20 protein-coding genes and 1 tRNA gene are annotated in these 23812 nt (G+C 48.6%); 13 read left to right on the forward strand and 8 right to left on the reverse strand.

Annotated features, from left to right (window positions below; translation table 11 throughout):
* Positions 1-26: 26 nt before the first annotated feature.
* On the forward strand, positions 27-929 hold the full coding sequence (locus LQ567_RS03370; protein ID WP_231002689.1) for an HNH endonuclease: 903 nt from the start codon (positions 27-29) through the stop codon (positions 927-929).
* Positions 930-967: 38 nt separating this feature from the next.
* Here LQ567_RS03370 and LQ567_RS03375 read toward each other — a convergent pair whose 3' ends face one another.
* From LQ567_RS03375 to LQ567_RS03390, 4 genes are all read right to left on the reverse strand, one after another.
* The gene (locus LQ567_RS03375; protein WP_231002690.1) at positions 968-1879 is read right to left on the reverse strand and encodes a hypothetical protein; all 912 of its coding nucleotides are present in this window, start codon (positions 1877-1879) and stop codon (positions 968-970) included.
* Positions 1866-2144: a hypothetical protein gene (locus LQ567_RS03380; protein ID WP_231002691.1), complete on the reverse strand. Its 279-nt coding sequence runs from the start codon at positions 2142-2144 to the stop codon at positions 1866-1868. The genes LQ567_RS03375 and LQ567_RS03380 overlap by 14 nt, the downstream gene beginning before the upstream one ends.
* A gap of 188 nt (positions 2145-2332) precedes the next feature.
* Positions 2333-4615, reverse strand: a complete 2283-nt coding sequence (locus LQ567_RS03385; RefSeq protein WP_231002692.1) for a DUF2357 domain-containing protein — start codon at positions 4613-4615, stop codon at positions 2333-2335.
* 1 nt (position 4616) lies between these two features.
* Complete coding sequence (locus LQ567_RS03390; protein WP_231002693.1) at positions 4617-6488, reverse strand: MrcB family domain-containing protein; 1872 nt, start codon at positions 6486-6488, stop codon at positions 4617-4619.
* A gap of 276 nt (positions 6489-6764) precedes the next feature.
* Here LQ567_RS03390 and LQ567_RS03395 point away from each other — a divergent pair, with 276 nt between their 5' ends.
* Entirely contained in the window at positions 6765-7334 is a 570-nt protein-coding gene (locus LQ567_RS03395; protein WP_231002694.1) for a four helix bundle suffix domain-containing protein, read from the forward strand.
* 616 nt (positions 7335-7950) lie between these two features.
* Here the strand turns inward: LQ567_RS03395 and LQ567_RS03400 are convergent.
* Entirely contained in the window at positions 7951-9120 is a 1170-nt protein-coding gene (locus LQ567_RS03400; protein ID WP_231002695.1) for an AIR synthase related protein, read from the reverse strand.
* Positions 9121-9214: 94 nt separating this feature from the next.
* On the opposite strand from LQ567_RS03400, the gene LQ567_RS03405 reads away from it, so the two are divergent.
* Complete coding sequence (locus LQ567_RS03405) at positions 9215-10144, forward strand: bifunctional riboflavin kinase/FAD synthetase (RefSeq protein WP_231002696.1); 930 nt, start codon at positions 9215-9217, stop codon at positions 10142-10144.
* Between the two features lie 747 nt (positions 10145-10891).
* On the opposite strand, the gene abc-f is transcribed toward LQ567_RS03405, so the two are convergent.
* A complete protein-coding gene (gene abc-f, locus LQ567_RS03410; RefSeq protein WP_231002697.1) occupies positions 10892-12847 on the reverse strand; it encodes a ribosomal protection-like ABC-F family protein in 1956 nt (651 codons plus the stop codon).
* Between the two features lie 117 nt (positions 12848-12964).
* Between abc-f and LQ567_RS03415 the strand changes: the two genes are divergently transcribed.
* The 7 genes from LQ567_RS03415 to LQ567_RS03445 all read left to right on the forward strand — a co-directional run bounded on the left by LQ567_RS03415 (position 12965) and on the right by LQ567_RS03445 (position 18617).
* Positions 12965-13588 (forward strand): hypothetical protein, encoded by a 624-nt coding sequence (locus LQ567_RS03415; RefSeq protein WP_231002698.1) that lies wholly within the window; start codon positions 12965-12967, stop codon positions 13586-13588.
* A gap of 40 nt (positions 13589-13628) precedes the next feature.
* A tRNA-Lys gene (locus LQ567_RS03420) sits at positions 13629-13701 on the forward strand.
* A 146-nt stretch (positions 13702-13847) separates the two neighbouring features.
* On the forward strand, positions 13848-14723 hold the full coding sequence (locus tag LQ567_RS03425; RefSeq protein WP_231002699.1) for a helix-turn-helix domain-containing protein: 876 nt from the start codon (positions 13848-13850) through the stop codon (positions 14721-14723).
* A 67-nt stretch (positions 14724-14790) separates the two neighbouring features.
* The gene (locus LQ567_RS03430; protein ID WP_231002700.1) at positions 14791-15528 is read left to right on the forward strand and encodes an SDR family oxidoreductase; all 738 of its coding nucleotides are present in this window, start codon (positions 14791-14793) and stop codon (positions 15526-15528) included.
* A gap of 276 nt (positions 15529-15804) precedes the next feature.
* Complete coding sequence (locus LQ567_RS03435) at positions 15805-16482, forward strand: aspartyl/asparaginyl beta-hydroxylase domain-containing protein (protein ID WP_231002701.1); 678 nt, start codon at positions 15805-15807, stop codon at positions 16480-16482.
* 446 nt (positions 16483-16928) lie between these two features.
* A complete protein-coding gene (locus LQ567_RS03440; RefSeq protein ID WP_231002702.1) occupies positions 16929-18041 on the forward strand; it encodes an acyltransferase family protein in 1113 nt (370 codons plus the stop codon).
* Between the two features lie 153 nt (positions 18042-18194).
* Positions 18195-18617 (forward strand): GNAT family N-acetyltransferase, encoded by a 423-nt coding sequence (locus tag LQ567_RS03445; RefSeq protein WP_231002703.1) that lies wholly within the window; start codon positions 18195-18197, stop codon positions 18615-18617.
* Positions 18618-18731: 114 nt separating this feature from the next.
* On the opposite strand, the gene LQ567_RS03450 is transcribed toward LQ567_RS03445, so the two are convergent.
* Positions 18732-19601 (reverse strand): helix-turn-helix domain-containing protein, encoded by an 870-nt coding sequence (locus tag LQ567_RS03450; RefSeq protein WP_231002704.1) that lies wholly within the window; start codon positions 19599-19601, stop codon positions 18732-18734.
* Between the two features lie 87 nt (positions 19602-19688).
* Between LQ567_RS03450 and LQ567_RS03455 the strand changes: the two genes are divergently transcribed.
* The 3 genes from LQ567_RS03455 to LQ567_RS03465 all read left to right on the forward strand — a co-directional run bounded on the left by LQ567_RS03455 (position 19689) and on the right by LQ567_RS03465 (position 22333).
* Positions 19689-21251: an MFS transporter gene (locus tag LQ567_RS03455; RefSeq protein WP_231002705.1), complete on the forward strand. Its 1563-nt coding sequence runs from the start codon at positions 19689-19691 to the stop codon at positions 21249-21251.
* A 167-nt stretch (positions 21252-21418) separates the two neighbouring features.
* Entirely contained in the window at positions 21419-21898 is a 480-nt protein-coding gene (locus LQ567_RS03460) for a BON domain-containing protein (RefSeq protein WP_231002706.1), read from the forward strand.
* A 15-nt stretch (positions 21899-21913) separates the two neighbouring features.
* Complete coding sequence (locus tag LQ567_RS03465; RefSeq protein WP_231002707.1) at positions 21914-22333, forward strand: SH3 domain-containing protein; 420 nt, start codon at positions 21914-21916, stop codon at positions 22331-22333.
* Positions 22334-22506: 173 nt separating this feature from the next.
* On the opposite strand, the gene LQ567_RS03470 is transcribed toward LQ567_RS03465, so the two are convergent.
* Positions 22507-23808, reverse strand: a complete 1302-nt coding sequence (locus tag LQ567_RS03470) for a bifunctional folylpolyglutamate synthase/dihydrofolate synthase (protein ID WP_231002708.1) — start codon at positions 23806-23808, stop codon at positions 22507-22509.
* Positions 23809-23812: the final 4 nt, after the last annotated feature.

Below are 23812 nucleotides of genomic sequence, written 5' to 3' on the forward strand. Positions count from 1 at the left end.
TCTTTAAGGCGCTACAGCAATACATTATGGCGGATAATACCATACAGGGGCAGGCCCCTCCACCTCATTTTAAACTCAACGAAACCCTGCAACGGGCTATAATACATGATAGGTATGGTGGCAATCGGCAGGCGGGTATATCCACCCCGGCCGGCTATCCGTTTATCTTGATTTTTTCAGGGGCTACCGGCCAGCAACACGGCTATAAAGACCAATGGGAAAACGACGATGTGTTTTCCTACACCGGAGAGGGCCAAACGGGCGATATGCAACTGGCAAAGGGCAATTTGGCATTAGCCGAACACCTAAATACAGGCAAAAGGGTATTTCTGTTTGAGTATGTGCAACGAGGCTATGTACAATACAAAGGCGAGCTGGAATTGATAGAGTATGATTATTTTACCGCTCCGGACCGAGACGGCCAACAGCGGATGGCCATAAAATTCTTTTTTAAAAGAAAAGGCATTGCCCTGCCCTATGAACCGGAACTGGAGGGGATCATGGTAAAGGAGCCATCCCCAAAACAACAAACCATTCCACCCAACGAAACGGAGCGCAAGGGTTTGGTAACCTCCCGTATTGGTCAGGGTGCTTATCGCAAAAGCGTATTGCATCGCTGGCGGTTTGCCTGTGCCGTTACCGGCTATACAAAACACGAGATATTAATTGCCTCCCATATTGTGCCCTGGCGGGACGCCAACAACCTGGAGCGGTTGGATGTGCACAACGGCATTTTGTTATCCCCGGTGTATGATGCCTTATTTGACCAACACCTGATTAGTTTTGAAAACAATGGAAAAATCATCCTTTCCCCCGCGCTGCGCGCCAGCGCCTATGATAAAATAGGTGTTACCGGCCGGGAAACCATTAAAAACCTGTCGGTAGAAAATCATAGTTATTTGGAGCGGCATAGAAATGAAATACGGTAAACGATATTTTAACCACTAATGATTATCCGGCGCCATTTTTACTCAAAATAAATATACACATATTTCCTACGTAGTGTTTTATCCTTACCCCCGCCCAGGTATTCTTTACTGATCAATCCACCTGGCGTTAAGACTTTCTCGATTGTTGGGTGATATTGCCCGGCTTCATCTTTTTTTACTTTATCACCAGAGAAAACAAATTCATATTTTGTCCAGCTACTATCCGTATAAACATATTTCGTTCTTTGGTGAATATTCATTAGCCTTAATTCACCCATAGCTCCATACTTTTGAAACCGGGCTATTGTTTTTACTCTTCCACGCTCATCATATTGTAAACTTTCGGTAAAGCGCTCATCTTTTGGCCCGGTCATTTGTTTAACGGATACCATCCTCCCCTTATTATCATAAAAATAATTTTCGGCACTATTCAATTCATAGTCAGATGCATTGGTTGAATAGTGTTCATCCAGCGTTTTTGAAAAATTATGCGCATAATAAAAGTGCTTGGCGGTCATTTTATTTAATGAATCATAATAAAACCTTGTTAACTGTGCCGAAATGTGGTTAGAGTTTTGATAACAATTGGTACGAAGGAGAATTTTTCCCTGCTGGTTGTATACATATTTCTGTATTTCTATAAGCCGGCCATCCGGGTTTTTACCTGAAATAATACTAAGAAAACACAAAACGGTATCTGCCGAGTTTTTATACTCGTATTTGTATTTGATTTCGCTATTTGTGCGGTAAGAGTAAATCCTTCTGCCCAATGTATCAAATTCGGTAACCTCGTTTTGTTTGGGAGGATCCTTCAGTGTATCCATTTGCAGTTTAACCCTGTTTTTAAGGATACTGCTATCAACAATATAATATTCTTTTAGTGAATTTTCCTGAGAAAAGGTTTTGACATATAACAAAATGAGGATAAGCAATAGTTTATAATTTTTCATATGCTGCGCGAATTTCAAAGGGGATATCAGGCCGCCCTTTTTTATTAAAGATACTTCCAATTTGGATTACAGAAAAATACAACAGCAAGAAAGGTTGAAGCTTTAAATCATTCTTCAGCATCCTATTGAGTGGAGCGAACAGTCCGACAATGGGGAGATCCTTCGGCTCCACTTCGTTGCGCTGGATGACGTACGACAATCCTACTTTCGTCGGGGTGCGCTCAGGATGATGTGGACGGAATTGGTCATTCTTCTTTAAACGCAAACCGGGTTTATAGCACGGATGCCCGCGTGAGGGATAGAAAGGGCGGCCGCCAACAGCGGCCGGTGCGCAGCACGGAACCCCTGCATAGCCCGACCCCGGCCGTGTGCAGGTCCCGATAGCCATCGGGATGCGTGGGCGGGCCGGGGGCACGCCCAAAAAAAGAGCCCGCTACTGTGATGCCGATAGCGCTACTCCCGGGCCTGTACCACCTTCATCAACTGCGCCAGGGTGGCGGTAAAGGGAACCGCGGAGGCCCTGCCGGATGTATAGTTGGGCAGGTTTTTAAAATTCCATTGCAGGTGGTGCAACTCCGGCTCCAGCACAGGCGCCAGGCGAATGACCAGGTAATGATCTTGCGTGGGGGAAGGATAGTTTTTGTCCACCAGCTCCTGCCAGGAAAAGACCTGCGGACCCTTGCTGATGATTTTCCACAGCTCGCCGGACTGCTGCTGCCCGGCGGTATGCAACAGCAGATACCGGGCGCTTACGGTGGGCGCATCCAGCACCAGGCCCCCTGCCCCGCTGCCGGTCCTGAAATTGTACAGGTGGTGCTGCCGGATCCAGGCCAGCTGTTCGGCGGATTTATAATAGCCGATGAGCACAAAACTATCATCCGGCAACAGATCCCGGTTGGCACCGTAGGGCTCTGGCAAGGGCTCGTTGAGTATGTTGTCTTCCCCCGGCTTTTGCCTGAATACGTCAAAGGTATGGTAGGCCCATTTTTCCCGCTGGGAACTGCGGTTGATAAAATGATCGATAATGGCCGTGATAAAGGCTTTTAAGGCGCCGGTGCCATCCTCTATTTTGGAAGGCCGCACGGGGAAAGCGCCCAGTCCGGGCAGTATTTCATGAAAACCCTTGCGGGTAAGGTCCTTATGCCCCGGGTACAGCACATAGGCCCCGCCCGTGCGCCGGATGGCATCCTTATAGGCATGCATTTTAAGCAGGTCCGCATTTTTATAAATACCCTTGCTGTTGTCCTTTTTTTCCTGCGCCAGCGCGGCGTTGGAGGAAGGCTCTAAAAATTTATTGAGGTGATCAATTTTATACTTGGCATCAAAATGTATGTGCACGATGAGCTCCTGCAGCTCGGCCTCCGCCTCGGTAATGCCCGCGGGCCAGAAGGAAAGCGTATAGTCCGGCCGCATGTGCATGGTCCAGCTGCCGGCATCCGGGTAGGGTTTGCTGCCGCTGAAGGAGCGGTTGTAGCTAAAGCGGATGGACAGCTTGCGGCTGCCCGCATCGTACACGCCCTTTACGGGATAATGCCGGCCCTGTTTGAGTCGCAGGTTGAGCCCGTCTTCCGTTTTTTCGATAAGCTGACTGATATCCTCCGCGTTTAACTGGAACAGGGATTGAAAGAGCGACAGCAGCTTAAAGAACAGCCAGTACTCATACAGCGTGGCCACATCTTTTTTACCGCCCTGGTACACATCATCGCCACCCGTCCACACCAGTCGCGCCGCTGCATCAAACAACAGCCAGGTGCGCAGCACCTCCCGGTAGCCCTCCTTGCGCTGTAATACCGGACTGTTGAGCCGGAGCGTGGTGGGTGCCGAAATTTTTGCAAAGAGGCCGTGGTGCAAAAAGCCTTCCAGCGTGCGGATGAGCAAGAGTGATTCCTTATACAGCTTGCTTTGCGGCGCGGCGGCATTGTGCACCTCCGTACAAAATTGTAAGAACACTTCCAGCGCATGTTTTACAAAACGGTTCTCCGGTGTATCCACCGCGTCTGTTTTGCGCGTGGCCGCAATACGCCGGGGCAGGCTGTGGAACCCGGCTTTTTTTAAGGACTCCGGGAGGAGGGCCGGACTACCGCCTTTTAATAATTCCTTTACATGCGCATTGGAAAGACGGCGCAGCTGGCGCACATCCCGCGGTTCCGGCGCGTCTGCCCATTGGGTAACGGGTGCCGTAACAATGCGGTGAATGGCCTCGGCAAACTCATCTGTACCGATCACCGATTTGATGAAGGCGAATTTTTGATAAAGGGTCTGGCTGCTTTTGGTATAATCAATATCGAAATAATGCGCGGCCGGCGCGTTGGACTGCAACAGCAGGTCGGTACATTTTTCGGTGATGAGCTCCAGCATATCCCGGTAATCGTTACGGTAGCTGGTTTTGGTGGATTGTACTTCCAGCTCAATGCTTGTAACCGGCTCCGGCTGGTGATTGAATAATATAGGAATGGTGAGCGTGCCGGTAAAAATATTGGGCGCCAGCGTACCCGTGTGCGTATTTCTTTTATGCGGGATGATGATGTTTTCCCCCACATCGCCCAACTGGTAACCGGGATGATTAAATGCATAATCATAAAAAAAACCTTCCATCAATTGATACCGCGCTTCGTTATGTTCGGCCGCGTCCTCCTCCCCGTCAAACAGGGTATCCGGTTTGCGGGCATCGATGTACAGGCGCAGACCGGGAGCTATCTGATCCAAATGGAGTTCTATGGAAGACAGGGTTTTCATATCAGGCTTCGGCAAAGCTTGCAAAACCGTTATCAATAGCCCCCTTGTACATCCGGGTTATTTTTTCCAGCGACAGGGGAAAGAGCACCTGGTCGGTTTCATAATCAAAATCATCGGTTTCAAACACCTCCTTTTCCAGATTGCTGCCCTTAAAACAAAGCGCCCCTAAGGTACTCAGCACGGGTATTAGCTTGCGGCGCGATCCGTGTAGCTTGGGCAGGAGCTTTTGCATAATGGCCATATCCAGCTTTTGATTTAAGGAAAGGTTTTGATCGATCACCTCCAACTGGTGGAGCAGCTGCAATATTTCCGTGGCCGTACGGTAGCCAAACTCCGCACCCGTTTTTTTAAGCTCTTTAAAAAAGCTGATCAAGGTTTGATTGATATACGCGCGGTCTGCCCCCTGTGCCTGCACTTCCTTTGCCCCGGCCAATGCCAGGAAGCTTCCCGCCCCGGAAGCCCCGGTGGTATGGAGCGCCTGTTTATCTGTCGTGCGGGTATTATTTAAGAAAGCCGCCATCTCCGGCGCCGTTACCCGGAACTCGATGGTATTGGCACGGTCCAGCACTTTGGGGCTGAACATATTGGTGGTTTCATCAATATTCACGGTGCCAATAATAAATAAATTCGCCGGCCACTTGATGGCAGCCGGAACGCCCGATTTCTTTTGTGCACCGCCCGCATGTAAGGATATAGCCTCCTGCGATTCCATAATGCTGAGGAAATCCGCAAAGTAGCGCTCCACATGGCTCAGGTTCATTTCATCCAGGATGAGGAAACAGGGTTTGTTGGCATGCGCGCTCGCATACAGGAGCAGCTCCAGCGCACCATTGTCCGGCTTTATATATTCCTGCGGATCCAACGCATTGGGATAGCCCAGCAGCGGTTCCCGGTTCGTCCAGTCGGCCCCCACCGGCACGATGCAATACTGTTTTGCATCCTCACAGATCCATTGCACAAAAGCCTGCGCCAGCCGGGTTTTACCCGAACCCGAAAGCCCGGTAAGGATGACAAAAGGCTTCGCCAGCAGCGCACCCACAAACCGGGTGACCAGCGCCGGGTTAAAGCTGAGACCGGTTGTATGCAATGCTTCTAAAAAAGCGGAGAGCTGAAACTCCTGCTGCCCGGTGGTGGTGTGGGTGGTTGGCATATCGGTATCCTCCTGCATTTCGTTGTACAGATCAATAATATCCAGCAAGTCCTCCTCTATTTCATCCCGGTTTAAGGGGTTGTTGGTGTTGTAGACCTTATACACATAAGAGCTGCCATAATTGGTCGGCTTGCCCAAATGGTGTTCGGCAAAATATTTTGTGATGGTGGTGGGGTTCCGGAGCTTCCAGTTGTTTGGGGGTTTGTGGGTTTGACTTACCCCATAAGCCAACACCAATAGATTTAGATTTTTATAGAACAAATAAACCGGATATATACCTTTTTGAACGGTATTGGGTTCTTTTAGAAAAGCAATCCAAGGCACATCTGCCTTCACCCCCTGTCCAAAGCTTACTTTTACTTTGAGATTGTTAAAGCTTTTCTGATAGCTACGGGACTTTAAATCATCTGTCTGGGTCTGCTCCAGGAAGCGGCTGAGCTCGTCAAAGTAGCTGGGCACTTCTTCCCTTTTCTCCACCTGGAAACCCATTTTGCTGAAGTAGGCTACGGCCTGCTGCGTGGTGAACGCATCCAGGCCCAGTTGCTGTCCGTTGGCGTATTGATTGGCCCGGGAGAGGATGTATTTGGGCGGGTATTTTTTGCCCTCCACCACCAGGTAGTACTTGGTGTAGAATCTTCTTGGCGGTATGGCGGAAAGCTCCGTTTCCTGAACGGCTTTGAGGATGTCGGCGTTGGTGATATTTAAGGGGATAGGGGTTGTCACTGTGCTGTTTTAAAAGGCTAAATTTATGGGTTTCCGGCGATTGGTAAAAAGGCTGCGGGTGCAATGGGTGCTATTTTTCATTTTTGAGGTGTTGGGGCGTTATTGTGATTGCTGTAAATATACTAAATGTTTTTAATTTGAATGGCAGCTTTCAGGAGACTGGGTCACTGGGAGACATTGGCGTTTACCGCGGCGTCCCAGTCCTCCAAAAGGAGGCATACTCCCCAAAAAACGGTTGCTTCCAAAAACTTTGTAACTTTAAACGAAACAACACCTATGACCACAGAAAAACATCCTCAGGGATTTATTCCTATGCATGGAGGCTACCGAAAACTGATCACTTTCCAAAAAGCAGAGATCATCTATGACGGTACCGTATTTTTTACCGGTCGCTATTTTAATAAATATGACCGCACTATTGACCAGATGGTGCAGGCGGCCCGTTCCGGAAAGCAGAATATTGCAGAGGCCAGCATGGCTTCGGCCACCTCAAAAGAAATGGAAATTAGGCTTACCAACGTGGCCCGGGCCAGTTTGGAAGAGCTGTTACTGGATTATGAAGATTTTCTGCGCACGCATAAGTTGCCTCAATGGGAACGCAGTCATCCCCTTTCCCGGCGTTTTGATCAGCTCAATCAAACGCCAGGCTCCAATTATGATACCTTTAAAAAGGCCATCGAACATGAAGAACCGGAAATAAGTGCCAATGTATTAAGGTGTCTGGTAAAAATAACCGTCTACCTGCAGGGGAAACAGGTAACTGCTTTGGAACATGCATTTATTAATGAAGGTGGCCTGCGCGAGCGGATGACCCAGGCCCGGTTGCAAAAGAGAAATAGGGAATAGTGCCCCTATACTATATTAGGAGACAGGGAGACTTAACAGAAAAGAGCGTTGGTCGCTGATGCGCAGATTTTTATGCCGGAGGTACCTGATTCATTATACAGGAAAGTATAAAAAAGGATCTGCGCATCTGTGGCTAAAATTTTTATAACATCTGCAGGTGCAATTGGAAATGTTTTTCATTTTGGGAGTCTTGGTTGCCATTAGTTTAAAAACAATATCCTAACTGTTTTTTAATTTGAATGGCCGCTGATGCGCAGATTTTTGTGCCGGAGATACCTGATTCATTTACAGGAAGCACAAAAAATCATCTGCGCATCTGTGGCTAAAATTTTTACAACATCTGCAGGTGCAATTGGAAATGTTTTTCATTTTGGGAGTCTTGGGTGCCATTAGTTTAAAAACAATATCCTAACTGTTTTTTAATTTGAATGGCCGCTGATGCGTAGATTTTATGCCGGAAGTACCTGATTTATTATACAGGAAAGTATAAAAAAGGATCTGCGCATCTGTGGCTAAAATTTTATACGGCTGCCTGTTTCCGGAAAGCCAGTAAAAAAGCGATCACCTATATGTATTGCAGGTGACCGCTTATATTGAAAGCTTTCCTTTATGTCTACTAAAACCGGATGATTTCGCTGCCGGTATGAATTTCGAGCGACTGCTTTTCGCTGGCTGCTACCCTGCCGATTACCTGCGCATCCACACCCAGCGCCGTTGCTACCTTAATAATAGTATCGGCATCTTTTTCGTTGGTGTAGATCTCCAGCCGCGTACCCATATTAAATACCTGGTACATTTCCCGGGCATCGGCACCGCTGGCTTTTTGAATGATATCAAAAATAACCGGTGGTGTAAACAGGTTGTCCTTTATAATGGTTACCCCGTCCGGTACATATTTCATACACTTGGTTTGCCCGCCGCCGCTGCAATGGATAAGACCATTGATGGCATCAAAATGTTCCTCCAGCAATACCTTCATTACCGGGGCAAAAGTGCGGGTGGGACTCAGCAATAATTTCCCGATGGTGGTTTGAGCACCGTCCACATCGATGGTGTCCGTCATGCCATGAGGCCCGATGTATACGACCTCATCCGGCAGACCGGGCTCAAAGGTTTCGGGATATTTTTGTCCGTATTCCTTTTTCAGCACATCATGCCGGGCACTGGTGAGCCCGTTGCTGGCAAGGCCACTGTTGTAGGATGCTTCGTAGTTCGTTTTTCCAAAAGATGCCAGTCCAACGATCACATTTCCGGCGGCGATCTTTTCATTGGTGATGAGTTTTTTGCGGGGCCAGCGCGCCGTCATGGTACCATTTACCGCAATGGTGCGCACCACATCCCCCACATCCGCTGTTTCGCCGCCCATATAAGTGATGTCGATACCAAATTGGCGCATGGTGTCAAAAAACTCCTGGCTGCCATTGATCACTTCCGACAGTACTTCCGCCGGGATCACCGTTTTATTACGGTCGATGGTGGATGAAAATGCCAGCTGATCATAGATGCCCACGCATAAGAGATCGTCCAGGTTCATAACGATGGCGTCCTGTGCAATGCCCCGCCAAACGCTGGCATCACCCGTTTCCTTCCAGTACAGGTAGGCCAGGATGCTCTTGGTGCCGGCGCCGTCGGCATGCATTACATTGGCCCAATCGGCATCGCCTACCAGCACATCGGGGTAAATTTTGCAAAAAGCCTTTTCATAAAGCCCTTTGTCCAGCTTTTGTGTAGCAGCATGTACTTCTTCCTTTTGTGCAGAAACCCCTCTTTTGGAATACAACGACATCGATTGATCTTATTTTTGTTAAGGCCGCTAAGATAAGACAGGTTTTGCTATTTGAGGTTTGAAGTTTGAAGTTTCGCCGCTAATTTTGCGCCTGATGCAAATTCACAGGAATATTGAGGCGCTGCCTGCATTTAAAAATGCCGTTATTACCATTGGTACTTTTGATGGGGTGCATGAGGGCCACCGTAAAGTGATCCGCCAGCTCACCGCCCAGGCCCGGGCCGTAAACGGCGAATCGGTAATTATAACCTTTCATCCGCACCCCCGTAAGGTGGTGAATTCTTCCATCCTGGGGCTTCGCCTGATCAATACCCTGGCGGAACGGATCGAGCTGCTGGAGTTGCTGGAAATCGACCACCTGGTGATCATTCCCTTTACCGAGGTGTTTGCCAACCAACTGCCGGAGGATTATCTCTGCGATTTCCTGATCGAAAAGTTCCGGCCGCATACCATTATTATCGGGTACGACCACCGGTTTGGCCGCGACCGCATGGGCGACTATAAATTGCTGGAACAGCTGCAGGAAAAATATCATTATGAACTGCAGGAGATCCCCAAACATATCCTGGATAATATTTCTATCAGCTCTACCAAGATCCGCGAGGCCATCCTGAAGGGCGATACTCCTACCACCAACCATTTACTGGGCTATGATTTCTTTTTTGAAGGCGAAGTGGTTCATGGCGATAAACTGGGCCGGGAACTGGGCTACCCTACCGCCAACCTGAAGATCACCGATGACGAAAAGATCATCCCCGGCAATGGTATTTATGCTGTATATGTAAGCCTGGCCGGTGATCCCCATCGCTATAAGGGCATGATGAGCATCGGCCTGCGCCCCACCGTAAACGGAACCAAACGCACCGTGGAGGTGAATATTTTTGACTTTGATGCTTCTATTTACGGACAAACCCTGCGGGTGTATGTAAAGCAGTTCCTGCGGGAGGAAGTGCGTTTCGATTCGCTGGAAGCGCTGGTAAAGCAGATCGACCAGGATAAGGTGGATAGCCTGGCGGTGTTGTAGCCGGCAACAGGGCCTTTTTCACCCCTGTGAGATATTATGTGCAAAAAAGTATCGCCGTCGTCATTTCAAGCGTAGTCGAGAAATCTTTCCGTCATCACTTTCCTGAACAAATAAATTTTCAAAGCGCTGTTACCGGAATACTTCCGCGGAGACCTCTCCCCTGCGGTCGAGGTGACGGATACCCCTTCCTGCCTGAGGAATTGAATGTTGCCAATGACAGAATCCTTATAAAATAGAAAACAATCACACAATCGCCATGCTGAGCCTGGCCGAAGCATCCCTGTGATACCCGAATTTGCCCGATGATAGGGAGACCTTTCGACTTCGCTATGCTCCGCTCAAGGTAACGAAAGTAGGATCATCTCGCACTGATCCCGAAACAAGTTGCCTATGACAGATTTCTTAATGTATTGCCAATGAATCATACTTTAGTCATGCCGTCCCGATCAATCGGGATTGTTTCGGCATCTATGCATGGTTTAGGCAGATCCTGAAACAAGTTCAGGATGACCATAAGCATTTGATGTCATGGCTACATTGATTTTGCAAGGCAAATAAAAATCAGGATGATTCCCGGAGTCCGGGACAAGCCAGAGCTAATATCTCCAGGACGATACCGATAGAATCAAAACTTTACTTAAAATATCAAATAAATGTATGCAAATACATATTAATCAAAATAATAAACAACAATACATTTTATTTATTAAAAGATCAATTTCCTTAAAGACTGCTCATCCCGGCCGGCTATTGCTGCTCCTCCAGCTCCATCAGTTTGGTAAAAATGGTTTCATAATCCTTTTCCAGCCGTTGGTTTTCCTTGGTAGCGGCCGCATAATCCTGCTCGGCTTTTACAAACCGGTTGCGGTCGGAATAGATCTGCGGATCTCCCAGGTCTTTTTCCAGCTGTGCCATCAGCGCTTTATTTTTACTCAGCGCCTCTTCGGTTTGCTGAAATAATTTCTGCTGACGCTGCAGCTCCTTTTTCAGTTCCTTATTAATGGGAGCATTGCTAACCGGAGCCGGAGTGGGCACCGGTGCCGCTACTGCAGCAGGTTTCGATTTCTGCGCATTGGCCTCCCGTTTTTCGGCGTCGGCCTGCTTGCGCATCCGCTCATTCCAGGCCACCCATTCATCATAAGGGCCTTTAAATTCCTTTATCTTCCCGTCTACGATCTCCCATATCTTGTTGGCCGCTTTTGAAATAAAGTGCCGGTCGTGACTTACCAGGATCATGGTACCCTCGTAACGGTTGAGGGCATTGATCAGCAGGTCCACACTGTGCATATCCAGGTGGTTGGTAGGCTCATCCAGCATCAGGAAATTGGCCTTGCTTACAATGGTCTTTGCCAGGGCCACGCGGGCCTTCTCGCCCCCGCTCAGGATCCGGATCTTTTTATCCGAATCATCACCGCTAAACAAAAAGCAACCCAGCAACGCCCGTAACTCCAGGTCCGTCATCTGACTGCCGCAACCCCGCATTTCATCCAGGATGGTATTATCCAGGCTCAATGCCTCCAGCTGGTGCTGGGCATAAAAGCTTTCTTCCACATTATGGCCCCATTTACGGTTGCCGTTGTACGACTCTGCATCTGCGATAATACGCAGCAAAGTAGATTTTCCCTTTCCATTAGCTCCGATCAGCGCGATCTTATCGCCCCGGTCGATCTCCGCCTTGGCATCCTTCAGGATCACATTATCGCCAAATGCTTTCGACAAATGATCCAGTTCTACCAGTACCCGCCCGGGCACTTTATCCACCCTGAAGTTGATCCGCAGGTCGGGCCGCTCAATCGCCACATCTTCAATGCGTTCCAGCTTATCCAGTTTCTTCATAATGCTTTGCGCCATGGCTGCCTTGCTGGCCTTGGCCCTAAAGCGCTCTACCAGTCGCTCGTTCTGGCGGATATAGTCCTGCTGGTTCTCGTAGGCCTTTTGCTGCATTTCAATACGCACGGCTTTTTCCTTTTCATAAAACTCGTAATTGCCATTATAAAAATGCAGTTCCCGCTGGTACAGTTCCACGATCTTGGTCACCATCCGGTTGAGGAAAAATTTATCGTGACTCACGATCACCACCGCACCCTGGTAATGCTGCAGGTATTTTTCCAGCCATTCAATAGAAGGTAAATCCAGGTGGTTGGTAGGCTCATCCAGCAACAGCAGGTCTGGCTTGGCCAGGATCATCTTGGCCAGCAATACCCGCATCCGCCATCCCCCGCTGAACTCTTTGTACGGACGGTTCAGGTCGGCATTCGAAAATCCCAGTCCCTGCAACACTTCTTCGGTTTTGTGCTGGATGTTATACCCACCCAGCAGCTCCATTTCATGCAGCTTATCCGTATATTCAAGCAGGGTCTTTTCATCGCCGGTCTTTTCCAGCTCGGCGCCCAGCACTTCAATTTCTTTCTCCAGCTTGAGCACTTTTTCAAAAGCGCTCATGGCCACCTGTAATATAGAATCATTGGTATCAAAGCTCAGCAGGTCCTGGTGCAGGTAACCGATCGTGGTTTCCTTGCTGCGCTCCACCGTTCCTGCGGAAGGCGCGTATTGGTTTACAAACAATTTCAGCAGGGTCGATTTACCCGTACCATTATAACCAATAAGCCCGATGCGCTCATTGGGCTGTATATGCCAGGTGGCATCTTCCACGATGATGCGTGCACCAAATTCAAACGTAACATTCTGTAAGCCGATTAACATATCTTTCCCCTGATTTTTACCCCTCTGTTAAAATAATTGATTGTTTATCAGTATTTTTGTTTTTCTGGAATCTGCAAATTTAGTCAATACAGACGAGTAAATGATACTATACGTGATATGAAAAAGCTTTTGATCGTTATTGCAGTGCTGGCAGCTGCTTTTCTTGTTTACAAATTATTAAAAAAAGACAAACCTCCGAGGCCGGAGCCCGTTCCCATTGCCGTAAGCAAACACAGCGACCTGTTTAACCGCTCCATGGAAGCCGTGCTGACCGCTTATTATGGAATGACGGAAGGATTTGTAAACTGGGACAGCGCCGCTGTTGGAAAAGGTGTACAATCGCTCCAGACCGCCCTGGCAGATTTTAAGGTGGATGAATTGAAGAAAGACAGCGCTATTTATCAAACCGCCCAGTACCCGCTGGAAACGGCAAAAACAAATGCCGGTATCATTGCGGGTTCGCAGGACTGGACGGAAAGGAGGCATGCCCTGAATGATTTGTCCGATGCGCTGCGGATGCTGCTGCTGACCGTTAAGTACGACCAGGCCGCTGCCTACTGGCAGGAATGTCCGATGGCCTTTGGAGAGGGCCAGCCCGGTAACTGGCTGAGCGGTAAGAACGAGGTGGTGAATCCCTACCTGGGCAACAAGGATCCCAAGTACGGAAACACGATGCTGAATTGCGGCGAAAATAAAATGGTCATCGATTTTACGAAGCCAGATTCTACACAAACAAAATAAATCGCTTATATTTGCACCCCCGAATCATAAAACGGGATCCGACTCCTTAGCTCAGTTGGTAGAGCTACTGACTCTTAATCAGTAGGCCCAGGGTTCGAGTCCCTGAGGGGTCACATCCGGGACAAGTTAAAAAAGACTTGTCCCCTTTTTTTGTCCTTACTTTGCCGGTGGCTGATAGATCCCCGGCAACACAGGGAAGAGTTTGCAAAAATGCCTGGTGAAGAATGGCTGTTTTTTCATCAAAACGTTGAACAGACAAATGCAGGATAGCAACGAAAAATTTGAGCACACACAAAACGACCGGTTGAGCATAAAGGTTGTGTCAAACAATAATCCGTATCCGTCTGCCGATAAGCAGCAAAAGCTTTTACAACCCCGCAGACTGACTTCCTATTTTATAGTGTTGATCGACAGCGGCTCTATTACATACAACCTGGATCTGCAAGACATAACGCTGAGTGACGGACATTTGCTTTTTGCGATGCCGAACCAGGTATTTGTACCGCCACCCAAAACGGCTGATCTCAAATATTTTAAAGTACTATTTGATGAAAACACATTGGCCTTGCTGCCACAACAATTTCCTTTTCTGGTGAACCCATTAAACACACAGACTATAATTTTTGACGCAGCTACAAGGGCGCGGGTAAGAAATGTTTTTGAGATTTTAAATCAGATACTTTACCTGGACGAACATCAAACCGATACAGAAATCACCTTATCATACCTGAATTCATTATTAACCGAATTAAACAGCGCTTATTTCAAAAACACAGCACCGGCTAATATTTTAAACACCAATCTGTCGAAGTTTATTGAGTTCAAATTAATGGTAGAAACCCATCTTACAGAGCAGCCTTCTGTAAATGCAATAGCCGAAAAACTGGCATTAACCACTAACAGCTTGTACCGGATTGTAAAAGAATACTCGGGCGTTTCGCCTAAAGATTTTTTCACCAACCGGTTAATGATTGAAGCCCGGCGAAAATTACAGTACGCACCCCTTTCTGTAAAAGAATTAGCTTACGAATTGGGGTTTAACGATCCGGATTACTTTTCGAGATTTTTCAAAAAGTGTACGGGCAAAAGTGTCAGTGAATTTTTAGAAGCCCGGCAAGATTTGTCGGGATCATAAATGGATTTGTCCATCTCCCCTGTTTTTTAGCACGCTACTTTTACTTCATTAATTAAAACAACTAAAAATGAAGTCAGCATTAGTAACAGGCGCTAACAAAAGTATTGGTTTTGAAGTTGCACGGCAACTTGTTCAAAAAGGAATTTATGTTTACCTCGGCAGTCGCAGCCTGGAAAACGGCCTTACGGCCGTAAACAAGTTAAAAGCCGCAGGATTTAATAATGCGGAAGCGATCCAGCTTGACATTACAGATGACGCATCGGTAAAAAATGCCCGTATAGCAATAGGTGAGAAAACAAAAGCCCTGGATATACTGATCAATAATGCGGGCATTTATGGAGGCTACCCGCAGGCGGCGCTTGATGCAACCATAAACCAGTTCAAAGCCGCATACGATGTAAATGTTTACGGCGTGGTAAGGGTAACACAGGCATTTATTGATTTATTAAAAAAATCTCCTGAACCGCGCATTGTAAATGTAAGCTCCAGCCAGGGTTCGCTTACATTGCACAGCGATCCCTCCTACCGGTATTACGATTACAAAGGAGCGGTTTATCTTTCTTCCAAATCCGCCATGAATATGTATACGGTTGTACTGGCCTATGAGCTAAAGGATAGCCGCTTTAAAATAAACGCTGTTTGCCCGGGATTTACAAAAACGGATTTCAACGGTCATCGCGGACCCGGAAGTGTTGAAGATGCAGGAAAGCGGGTTATAACGTATGCGTTGATCGGCGAAGACGGACCAACGGGAAAATTCTTTAGTGAAGAAAACAACCCCGAAACGGGAGAAATACCCTGGTAATAAAGCGGATGTGCGGCGGCGAACCAGTATCGGGCCGAATCATATTAATGAGGCGGCGACGGCGTTTTTGAGAAGTCATCCTGAAAATGTCACCCCGGCCTTGTCCGGATTCTGGAGTCATCCCGGGCTAGTCCCGATATATATTTCTGTTCCTGAATCTGCCCGCATATCATGTTAATAGAAGCTGATCCGCCACGGCGGACAGCCTGACAAAGCATACCTAACACCTGTTCCCTGCCCCCCTCTTTCTACTGAAAAAATGTTACATTTGGTTCAATGATCTGTTTTGCTAAAATACCATTTGTATCCCCCGGCTCCATCGCAACAGAGTTAGCCTCCTATCCATCCGGCTGGCAGGCACATTTCAATACGTTGCATTACCAGGGAGAATGGACCGTATTGCCGCTGCGCACACCAGGCGGGAAGGATCATATTGTGCCGGATCTGATGGGTGAGCAAGGCTATGCAGATACCGTACATATGCAATATTTTCCGTCCGTTGGTTCGTTGCTCCGCTCTTTAGATTGCCCGGTACGGTCTGTACGTTTTTTGAATTTAAAAGCGGGTGCCTATATCAAGCCGCATCGTGATCATGAACTGGCATTTGAAATGGGAGAAGCACGGCTCCACTTTCCAATCCTCACCAACCCGGATGTTGCATTTTTCGTGGAAGATACGCGCCTGAATATGCAGCCGGGAGAATGTTGGTATATCAACGCCAATCTCACACACCAGGTAAGTAATAAGGGTACCACAGACCGGGTGCATTTAGTGGTCGATTGCCTGGTAAACGATTGGCTGCGCGAACTGTTCAGTCATGCGCATACACATACAAAAACCGAAGCGGTGGATGTTGAGCAACAAAAACAGGTCATTGCTGCGTTGCGGTTGCAAAACACGCCCGCTGCCACACAACTCGCAGACCAATTGGAACAGAAGCTCCGGATGCACTAGCTGTCACTTTCTAAAAACGGCCACCTTAACCACAAGCTCATACCAACCGGGGCAACCGCTTCAAATCTTACGGGTTGAACATGTATTTGAACGCGATGTCGGCTGTTTTACAAACCAGGCATATGGAGTGCGGGCGATACCACCAGATCAGGCGGCCCTCCTTTTGCATAAAATGAGACTATTTGTGTGTTTTTTGATACAATTTGATCTGCCTGGGACTCATCACTTACTTATTTTTACAAATCCATTAAACAGCATTTTTATAACGATAATTGAATGTATGAAGATTGACGCCCTGAAGGTTTGTCCGGTTTACGCCGGCCCGGTCATTGCGTGCGGTAAGAAAAACGCCGGTCATGCCCATCCGCGTAGAAACGGAGCTACAGTGTGGGCGCCGCATAATTTTTTATCCCTGTTATCACGCTAAGCCGCTTGTTTAAAGCCCCATGAATAATAATCGTATTCCCACAAAACCGCATTATCCAATATTGGATGGATTGCGTGGTGTTGCTGCCATCATCGTAGTAACCTTTCACCTCACCGAGCCACTGGGAACCGGGCACCTGGACATCCTGGTTAACCATGGTTACCTGGCCGTTGACTTTTTCTTCCTGTTGTCCGGCTTTGTGATCGGCTATGCATACGATGATCGCTGGCATCAGATGTCCATCGGAACGTTCTTTAAGCGACGGATCGAACGGCTGCAACCGATGGTGCTGTTGGGGATGACCCTTGGCGCAATCGGTTTCTATTTCACCGATTCACCGATCTGGCCCCTCATTCATACCATACCTCTTTGGAAAATGCTGCTGGTGCTGTTCATCGGTTATACGATACTGCCCGTTCCCTTATCGCTGGATATCCGGGGCTGGCAGGAAATGCATCCGCTCAACAGTGTAGGCTGGTCCTTGTTCTTTGAATACATCGCCAATATCCTCTACGCCACCGGCATCCGGAAGTTTTCGAATAAGACACTGGGCATTTTTGTATTTATTGCAGCGGTGGCACTCGCACATCTGGCCATCACCAGCCCCAACGGAGATGTTAGCGGTGGTTGGACGCTAAACGCCGAACAACTACGCATCGGTATCACCCGGACGATGTATCCCTTCTTTGCCGGCCTGCTGCTTTCCCGGGTTGCCAAACCCACCCGCATTAAACATGCTTTTTTATGGTGCAGCCTGTTGATTGCGCTGGTCCTGTACATGCCACGCATCGGCGGAGCCACCCATCTTTGGATGAACGGACTCTATGAGTCCGTATGTATCATTGTTGTTTTCCCGCTTATCGTTTACCTGGGTGCCAGTGGCATGATACATACCCGGGGGGAACACAGGATCTGCAAATTCTTAGGCGATATCTCTTATCCCCTTTACCTGGTGCATTATCCGCTGGTATATTTTTATGTGGCCTGGATCAGTAAACATAAAGGCGTCACCATTGCGCAGGCCTGGCCTTATGCAACGCTGATCTTGCTGGGTAGTATTCTTTTGGCATATGCCAGCCTGAAATGGTACGACGAGCCGGTGCGCAAATGGCTGCGAAAAAAAATGGGGTGATTAACCGCGTAATGACCGAAGGATGCCTGTTCTATAAAACAAACATCAACCAGTACGGCTACTGCAGACGTTGAGCAGGATACGCATTTTTTAACACGGGTTTAGTATGAAGCGGGCAGATATCCCGAATTTTGCGATCACAAATGAATAGCTATGATTCGAAACATTGAGGTAGCGGATTACCCGGATCTGATAACAATATGGGAAAGTGCGGTACGGAATACACACGATTTTTTGAAAGAAGAAGATCTTAATTATTATAAGGAGCACCTGCCCCTGTATTTTGAACAGGTGCTCCTGTTGGGATACGAAGAAGCCGGCCGTTTGGTTGGGTTTATAGGCGTTTCCGGAGAACACCTTGAAATGCTCTTCATCCATAACGATTACCGTGGCAAGGGAATCGGTAAAAAACTGGCTTTATACGGGATCGATCAGTTGAAGATCACCCGGGTGGATGTAAATGAACAAAACACCCGGGCTGTTGATTTTTATAAACACATGGGGTTTCATCTGCTCAACCGATCGCTGTTAGACGGGCAGGGAAAAGCATATCCTGTTTTGCACATGGGCTTATAGTGTGCTGTTTTATTTCTGCCGATGTTTACTTTCCCGGCCGGGATGGGTTACTCCCAAAACAGGTTTCTGCTGTACCCTAAGCCGCCGGAGGATTTGCGCGAAGTCTTTGCGCGCCTATTGCGCAGCGGCTTCCGCATGCGTGAGCACTGCTTTTGCAGCATGTTGCTTCCGGAACCGGGTTAATGCCACACCCCTTTGCTTTTTAAAATACTTGTTTAAATGGCTTTCATCCGTAAAGCCGAATTCGGTTGCAATTTCATTCACCCGCATATCACTGAATTTCAGCCGGTGCTCAATCAGGCGCAGTTTATATTGGGTGATGAAATGCTGCAGGGTTTCCCCTGAGCGCCGCTGGAAGTATTGCCCGATATAGCCGGCCGAAACGCCAAAGGCCTTCCCGATGCATGCCGCCTTCAATTGCACCGGGTCGAAGATATGCTCCTCTATATAATGAATGATATCCAGCAGCTTTTTGTCGGTATTTTCCGATGCGGCCGGCGGCCCCGCTTTTTCAATATTGCGCGCAGCAATCACGATAAGCGCATTAACAAAATGCTTTACCACATCTTCCTGGTAAAGATCCGGGTGCTCCAGCGTATGCAGCAACGATGTGGCAATGGAGGTAACCAGCACATTGTCGGACGGCGTTCGCATAATGCACCCCGTAAGATGACGGGCATAATAGAGCAAACATTCCATCTGGTTCATCTTTTTCCACTCAAAAGACCGGATATAACTGCTGCTGAAGCGCACCATAAGGAACTCCGTGGGCTGCTCCAGTTCAAAATGATGTACATCATCCGGCGTTAGCAGGATCACGCTTCCCGGTCTGAATACCGTGCGGTGGGCACCAACACCCAGGCAACCCAGCCCGCTCACCACCATGCAGATCTGGAAAAAATGATTCTGAAAATCTACCGTAGAGCCGGCTTCCATATGCTGGCGGATCACCTCAAGCGGCGTATGCATCATGAATCTTACCATCTGCTAAAAGTACTTCTTTTTATAAAAAGTATACTGATTTTTTGACAAACACCGGTATACTTTAGCAGCCTTATCAAAAAACCATTCATGCATCAACAAAAAGAAAAAGGAACAGACCGCCGGGCGCTGATAGCCATCTGCCTGGCCGCGCTGATGTTTGGGTTGGAGATTACCAGCGTACCGGTGATCCTTCCCACAATTGAAAAAGCACTGGGCAGTCATTTCAGCCAGTTGCAGTGGATTATGAACGCCTATACCATCGCCTGTACCATGGTGCTGATGGCCACCGGTACGTTAGCCGACCGTTTCGGGCGTAAAAAAGTATTCATGATCAACGTGGCCGGGTTTGGCATCACCTCCCTGGTTTGTGGCGCCGCTACCACCACCGGGCTGCTGATCGCCGCCCGTTTTTTTCAGGGTATGACCGGCGGTGCGATGTTCATTTGTACCATCGCCCTGCTTTCGCACCGGTTTCCGGAGGGCCCGCAACGCAGCAAAGCATTTGCAGCCTGGGGCATTATTGCCGGTGTTGGCCTGGGCTTTGGGCCGGTCATTGGCAGCATTATCAGCGCTGCCATCAACTGGCGATGGGTATTCCTGATCCATGGAGCATTGGCACTGGGTACGCTGCTGCTGGTGAAGCCATCCATCGCCGAATCAAAAGACCCCAATGCCGGCCGGCTCGACCTGGCAGGGATACTAACACTGTCTGCCGCTGTATTTGGGCTCACGTATTACATTACACAGGCGCCGGAAGCGGGGTTTACCAGCGCCACATCCCTGCTGGTGCTGCTGGCGGCCGTGATGCTGATCATTGTATTTATAATCGTGGAACGGCGCCGGTCTTATCCCATGATCGACTTCCATGTATTCCGGGCGCCCCGGTTTACAGGGGCCATCATGGGATGCATCGGGATGAATTTTTCCTTCTGGCCCTTAATGGTTTTCCTTCCCTTATACTTCCAGGCAGTACTGCATTATGATCCGCTGAGCACGGGCATGTACCTGCTGGCCTATACATTGCCCACCCTTGTATTTCCACCCCTGGGTGAGCGCCTGTCATTGCGGTATGGCGCGGGCCGTGTCATTCCCTTCGGACTGTTGCTGATTGGTGCCGGGTTTTTACTCCTCTATGCAAGTGGCGGTACTGCCAGCTCCGGATGGCCCTCGTTTTTGCCCGGCTGTATACTGGCCGGCAGTGGTTTGGGTATGGTTAATACACCGGTTACCAATACCGCCACGGCCGCAGTGCCGGGCAACCGCGCCGGCATGGCCTCCGGGATCGATGTAAGCAGTCGGTTAATTACGCTTGCGATCAATATTGCCCTGATGGGTTTCCTGCTGTTGCAGGGTACGTTCTCCTACCTGGAACAGGCATTTCCTGCCGCAGATGCTACCGGTCTGTTTGAATTATCCAAACAGCTGGTGGCTGCAAGCCTTACGGCAGAGCAGATCGCAACCCGGGAAACCGCAATGGGCGCATTGCAACCCGGTGTATTGGGCAACGCGCTGGAACAGGGTTTTTCCCGGATCTTTTTATATGGAGGAGCCGGTGTTTCGGCACTGGCGCTGATCAGTTTGCTGATCTTTAAAGAAGCACCCGGCAGGTTCCAACGCCGCTATCAGCAGGATCCCGTTCCAGAAAAATAGCCTGCAGAAGGTATTGAACCGGCAGCGATACCCGCAACTGAAGCCCGCAGCCCGCGTTTCTATACCCCTTAAAATTTAAGAAATAAAAAATCTGTCCTGAATTTTTTTGTATCGGAATTAACTTATATTCGTTTGTAATTAAATTTCTTCACTAAAACCCGAATCAAATGAAAAAAGTTCTGGCTATGATTGCCATTGCTGCATTTGCTTTTGCGCTACCATCCTGTAAAGGAAAAAGCGATGCAGACATCAAAACCGAAGTGGATGCAAAGTTAGCGACCAACCCCGATTTTGCGCAGCTCAGTTCCGACGTTAAAGATGGAGCAGTTACCATTTCCGGTACCGTAAAAGATGATGCCACCAAAACCGCCGTAGATCCGGCTGTTAAGGAAGTAAAAGGTGTAAAATCCGTTGTAAACAACGCCAGCATTCCGCCGCCTCCGCCACCGCCTACCATCAATCCGGATGACCTGCTGAACACGGCTGTTGCAGATGCCATCAAAGATCACCCGGGTGTTAAAGCCGAAGTAAAAGACGGCGTGGTTACATTGACCGGTGAAATCAAAAAAGCGGATCTCGCTACTTTGATGCAAAAAGTAAATTCCATTCACCCTAGAAAAGTGGAGCAAAAATTAACCGTAAAATAAAAGGAGGACCCAACTATGGCACTGGAAGAAAAATACAAAGCATTGATTGATGCCGCCAATACTGCGGGTGTTGCAAACCTTGCGGTAAGAGAACAGGACGGTGTTTTATATATTGACGGGGATGCACCCAGCGGAGCGGTTAAAGACCAGCTCTGGAGCATCTACGACCAGATCGACCCTAACTATACCAGTGGTGATCTGATCCTGAATGTGAACGCCAAAGCGGAAGCCGGCTCCAAAGTACGGGTAGCTACCCAGGAAACCGCGCTCAATATCCGTAAAGGACCGGGCACGGATCAGCCGATCGTGGGCAAGGCCCAGAAAGATGAGATCATTACCTTGATCAGCCAGGCAAATGACCAGTGGTCATCTGTACGTACAGATGATGGCACCGAGGGCTATGCCTATTCGCAATACCTGGAACCCGTAGCATAACTGGTTTCCCGTATCTTTTTTTAAACCGTTCCCTTACCGGAACGGTTTTTTATTTGGGGTCGTCGCTGCTGATTTTACTGAAAATGCACAGAAGAAAGAGCGAACGTATCGCACACGTACTTAAAAGCACGCTATGTCCATCTGTGTTTTCTGCGAAAAATAAAAGCCAAAAATCAGTGAGAAAAATGTTCCTTCACCTCTCCTATCAAAAAGATACTCCCGCATACCAGGACCAGGTCGTCTGTATGCGCCTGTGCTTTGGCGGCATCGAGCGCGGCATTCACATCCGGCCAAACAGTACCCTTTAGCTGGAAGCCCCCTGCTTTTTCCGCCAGCTCCACCGCCGGCAGGGCCCGCGGCAGGTTAGCCTGGGTAAAATAATACACTGCAGAAGCCGGTAACAACGACAGTACTTTATCGATGTCTTTATCTTTCACCATACCCAGCACCAGGTGCAGTTTCCGGTATGATGTCAGTTCCAGCTGGTTCAGCACCTGGCGTATGCCGTCTTCATTGTGCGCCACATCCAGGATGATCTTCGGGTTCTTATGAATGGTTTCCCAGCGGCCGTGCAATCCGCTTAATTTTTTGGTATGTGCGATCCCCTTTGCAACCGCATCTTCATCCAGCACGATATGCAGTTGCCGCAGCTGCCGGCAGGTTTCCAAAACGGTCAGCAGGTTCTTTACCTGGTAGGCACCTGAAAGCTCCATGGCATACCGGAGGTGATCCACCGCATCCTGCTTCGAAACCTCGGCGATCAGCGTCTCTTCCTGGTAGTACCAGTTTTCTGCATGATACACCTGGTCTGCAAAATGAATAGGCGCATCCAGTTCCCGTGCTTTTTCAATAAATACCGGTGCCGTTTCCGGATGGGTTTCCCCGATCACCACGGGGATTCCTTCTTTAATGATGCCCGCTTTTTCACCCGCGATCTTCGGCAATGTATCCCCCAGCAACTGTACATGATCCAGGCCGATATTGGTAATCACCGAAACCACGGGGCGGATGATATTGGTACTGTCCAGCCGCCCACCCAGCCCGGTTTCGATCACGGCAACATCCACGGCCTCTTTTGCAAAATGATCAAAGGCCATCGCTACGGTGATCTCAAAAAAACTGGGAGCCAGCCGCCCGATCTCCGGTTGTATTTTTTCAATAAAGGCTACCACTTCCGCTTCGCTGATCATTTTTCCGTTGATCCTGATCCGCTCGCGGAAATCGGTGAGATGGGGTGACGTGTACAACCCCGTTTTATAGCCCTGGCTTTGCAATATGGAAGCCAGCATATGGCTTACCGAGCCCTTACCATTGGTGCCGGCAATATGAATGCACTTTATTTTTGTTTGCGGTGCGCCCAAAAACGCACAAAGCGCATTTATATTTTCAAATCCGGGTTTAATAGCGGCAGCGCCCACGCGGCTAAACATGGGAAGTTGGGCATAAATATAGTCCAGCGTTTGCTGATAAGTCATAATT

It is taken from the genome of Niabella pedocola, from assembly GCF_021044425.1.
GTDB lineage: Bacteria > Bacteroidota > Bacteroidia > Chitinophagales > Chitinophagaceae > Niabella > Niabella pedocola.

Excerpts from the sequence above, each read along its gene's own strand:
- LQ567_RS03470 (WP_231002708.1), bottom strand. The coding sequence starts at position 23,808 with ATGACTTATCAGCAAACGCTGGACTATATTTATGCCCAACTTCCCATG.
- LQ567_RS03425 (WP_231002699.1), top strand. The coding sequence starts at position 13,848 with ATGCAGGATAGCAACGAAAAATTTGAGCACACACAAAACGACCGGTTG.
- LQ567_RS03415 (WP_231002698.1), top strand. The coding sequence starts at position 12,965 with ATGAAAAAGCTTTTGATCGTTATTGCAGTGCTGGCAGCTGCTTTTCTT.
- LQ567_RS03465 (WP_231002707.1), top strand. The coding sequence starts at position 21,914 with ATGGCACTGGAAGAAAAATACAAAGCATTGATTGATGCCGCCAATACT.
- LQ567_RS03395 (WP_231002694.1), top strand. The coding sequence starts at position 6,765 with ATGACCACAGAAAAACATCCTCAGGGATTTATTCCTATGCATGGAGGC.
- LQ567_RS03445 (WP_231002703.1), top strand. The coding sequence starts at position 18,195 with ATGATTCGAAACATTGAGGTAGCGGATTACCCGGATCTGATAACAATA.
- LQ567_RS03385 (WP_231002692.1), bottom strand. The coding sequence starts at position 4,615 with ATGAAAACCCTGTCTTCCATAGAACTCCATTTGGATCAGATAGCTCCC.
- LQ567_RS03375 (WP_231002690.1), bottom strand. The coding sequence starts at position 1,879 with ATGAAAAATTATAAACTATTGCTTATCCTCATTTTGTTATATGTCAAA.
- LQ567_RS03400 (WP_231002695.1), bottom strand. The coding sequence starts at position 9,120 with ATGTCGTTGTATTCCAAAAGAGGGGTTTCTGCACAAAAGGAAGAAGTA.
- abc-f (WP_231002697.1), bottom strand. The coding sequence starts at position 12,847 with ATGTTAATCGGCTTACAGAATGTTACGTTTGAATTTGGTGCACGCATC.
- LQ567_RS03435 (WP_231002701.1), top strand. The coding sequence starts at position 15,805 with ATGATCTGTTTTGCTAAAATACCATTTGTATCCCCCGGCTCCATCGCA.
- LQ567_RS03460 (WP_231002706.1), top strand. The coding sequence starts at position 21,419 with ATGAAAAAAGTTCTGGCTATGATTGCCATTGCTGCATTTGCTTTTGCG.
- LQ567_RS03430 (WP_231002700.1), top strand. The coding sequence starts at position 14,791 with ATGAAGTCAGCATTAGTAACAGGCGCTAACAAAAGTATTGGTTTTGAA.
- LQ567_RS03440 (WP_231002702.1), top strand. The coding sequence starts at position 16,929 with ATGAATAATAATCGTATTCCCACAAAACCGCATTATCCAATATTGGAT.
- LQ567_RS03455 (WP_231002705.1), top strand. The coding sequence starts at position 19,689 with ATGCATCAACAAAAAGAAAAAGGAACAGACCGCCGGGCGCTGATAGCC.
- LQ567_RS03370 (WP_231002689.1), top strand. The coding sequence starts at position 27 with ATGGCGGATAATACCATACAGGGGCAGGCCCCTCCACCTCATTTTAAA.
- LQ567_RS03450 (WP_231002704.1), bottom strand. The coding sequence starts at position 19,601 with ATGGTAAGATTCATGATGCATACGCCGCTTGAGGTGATCCGCCAGCAT.
- LQ567_RS03405 (WP_231002696.1), top strand. The coding sequence starts at position 9,215 with ATGCAAATTCACAGGAATATTGAGGCGCTGCCTGCATTTAAAAATGCC.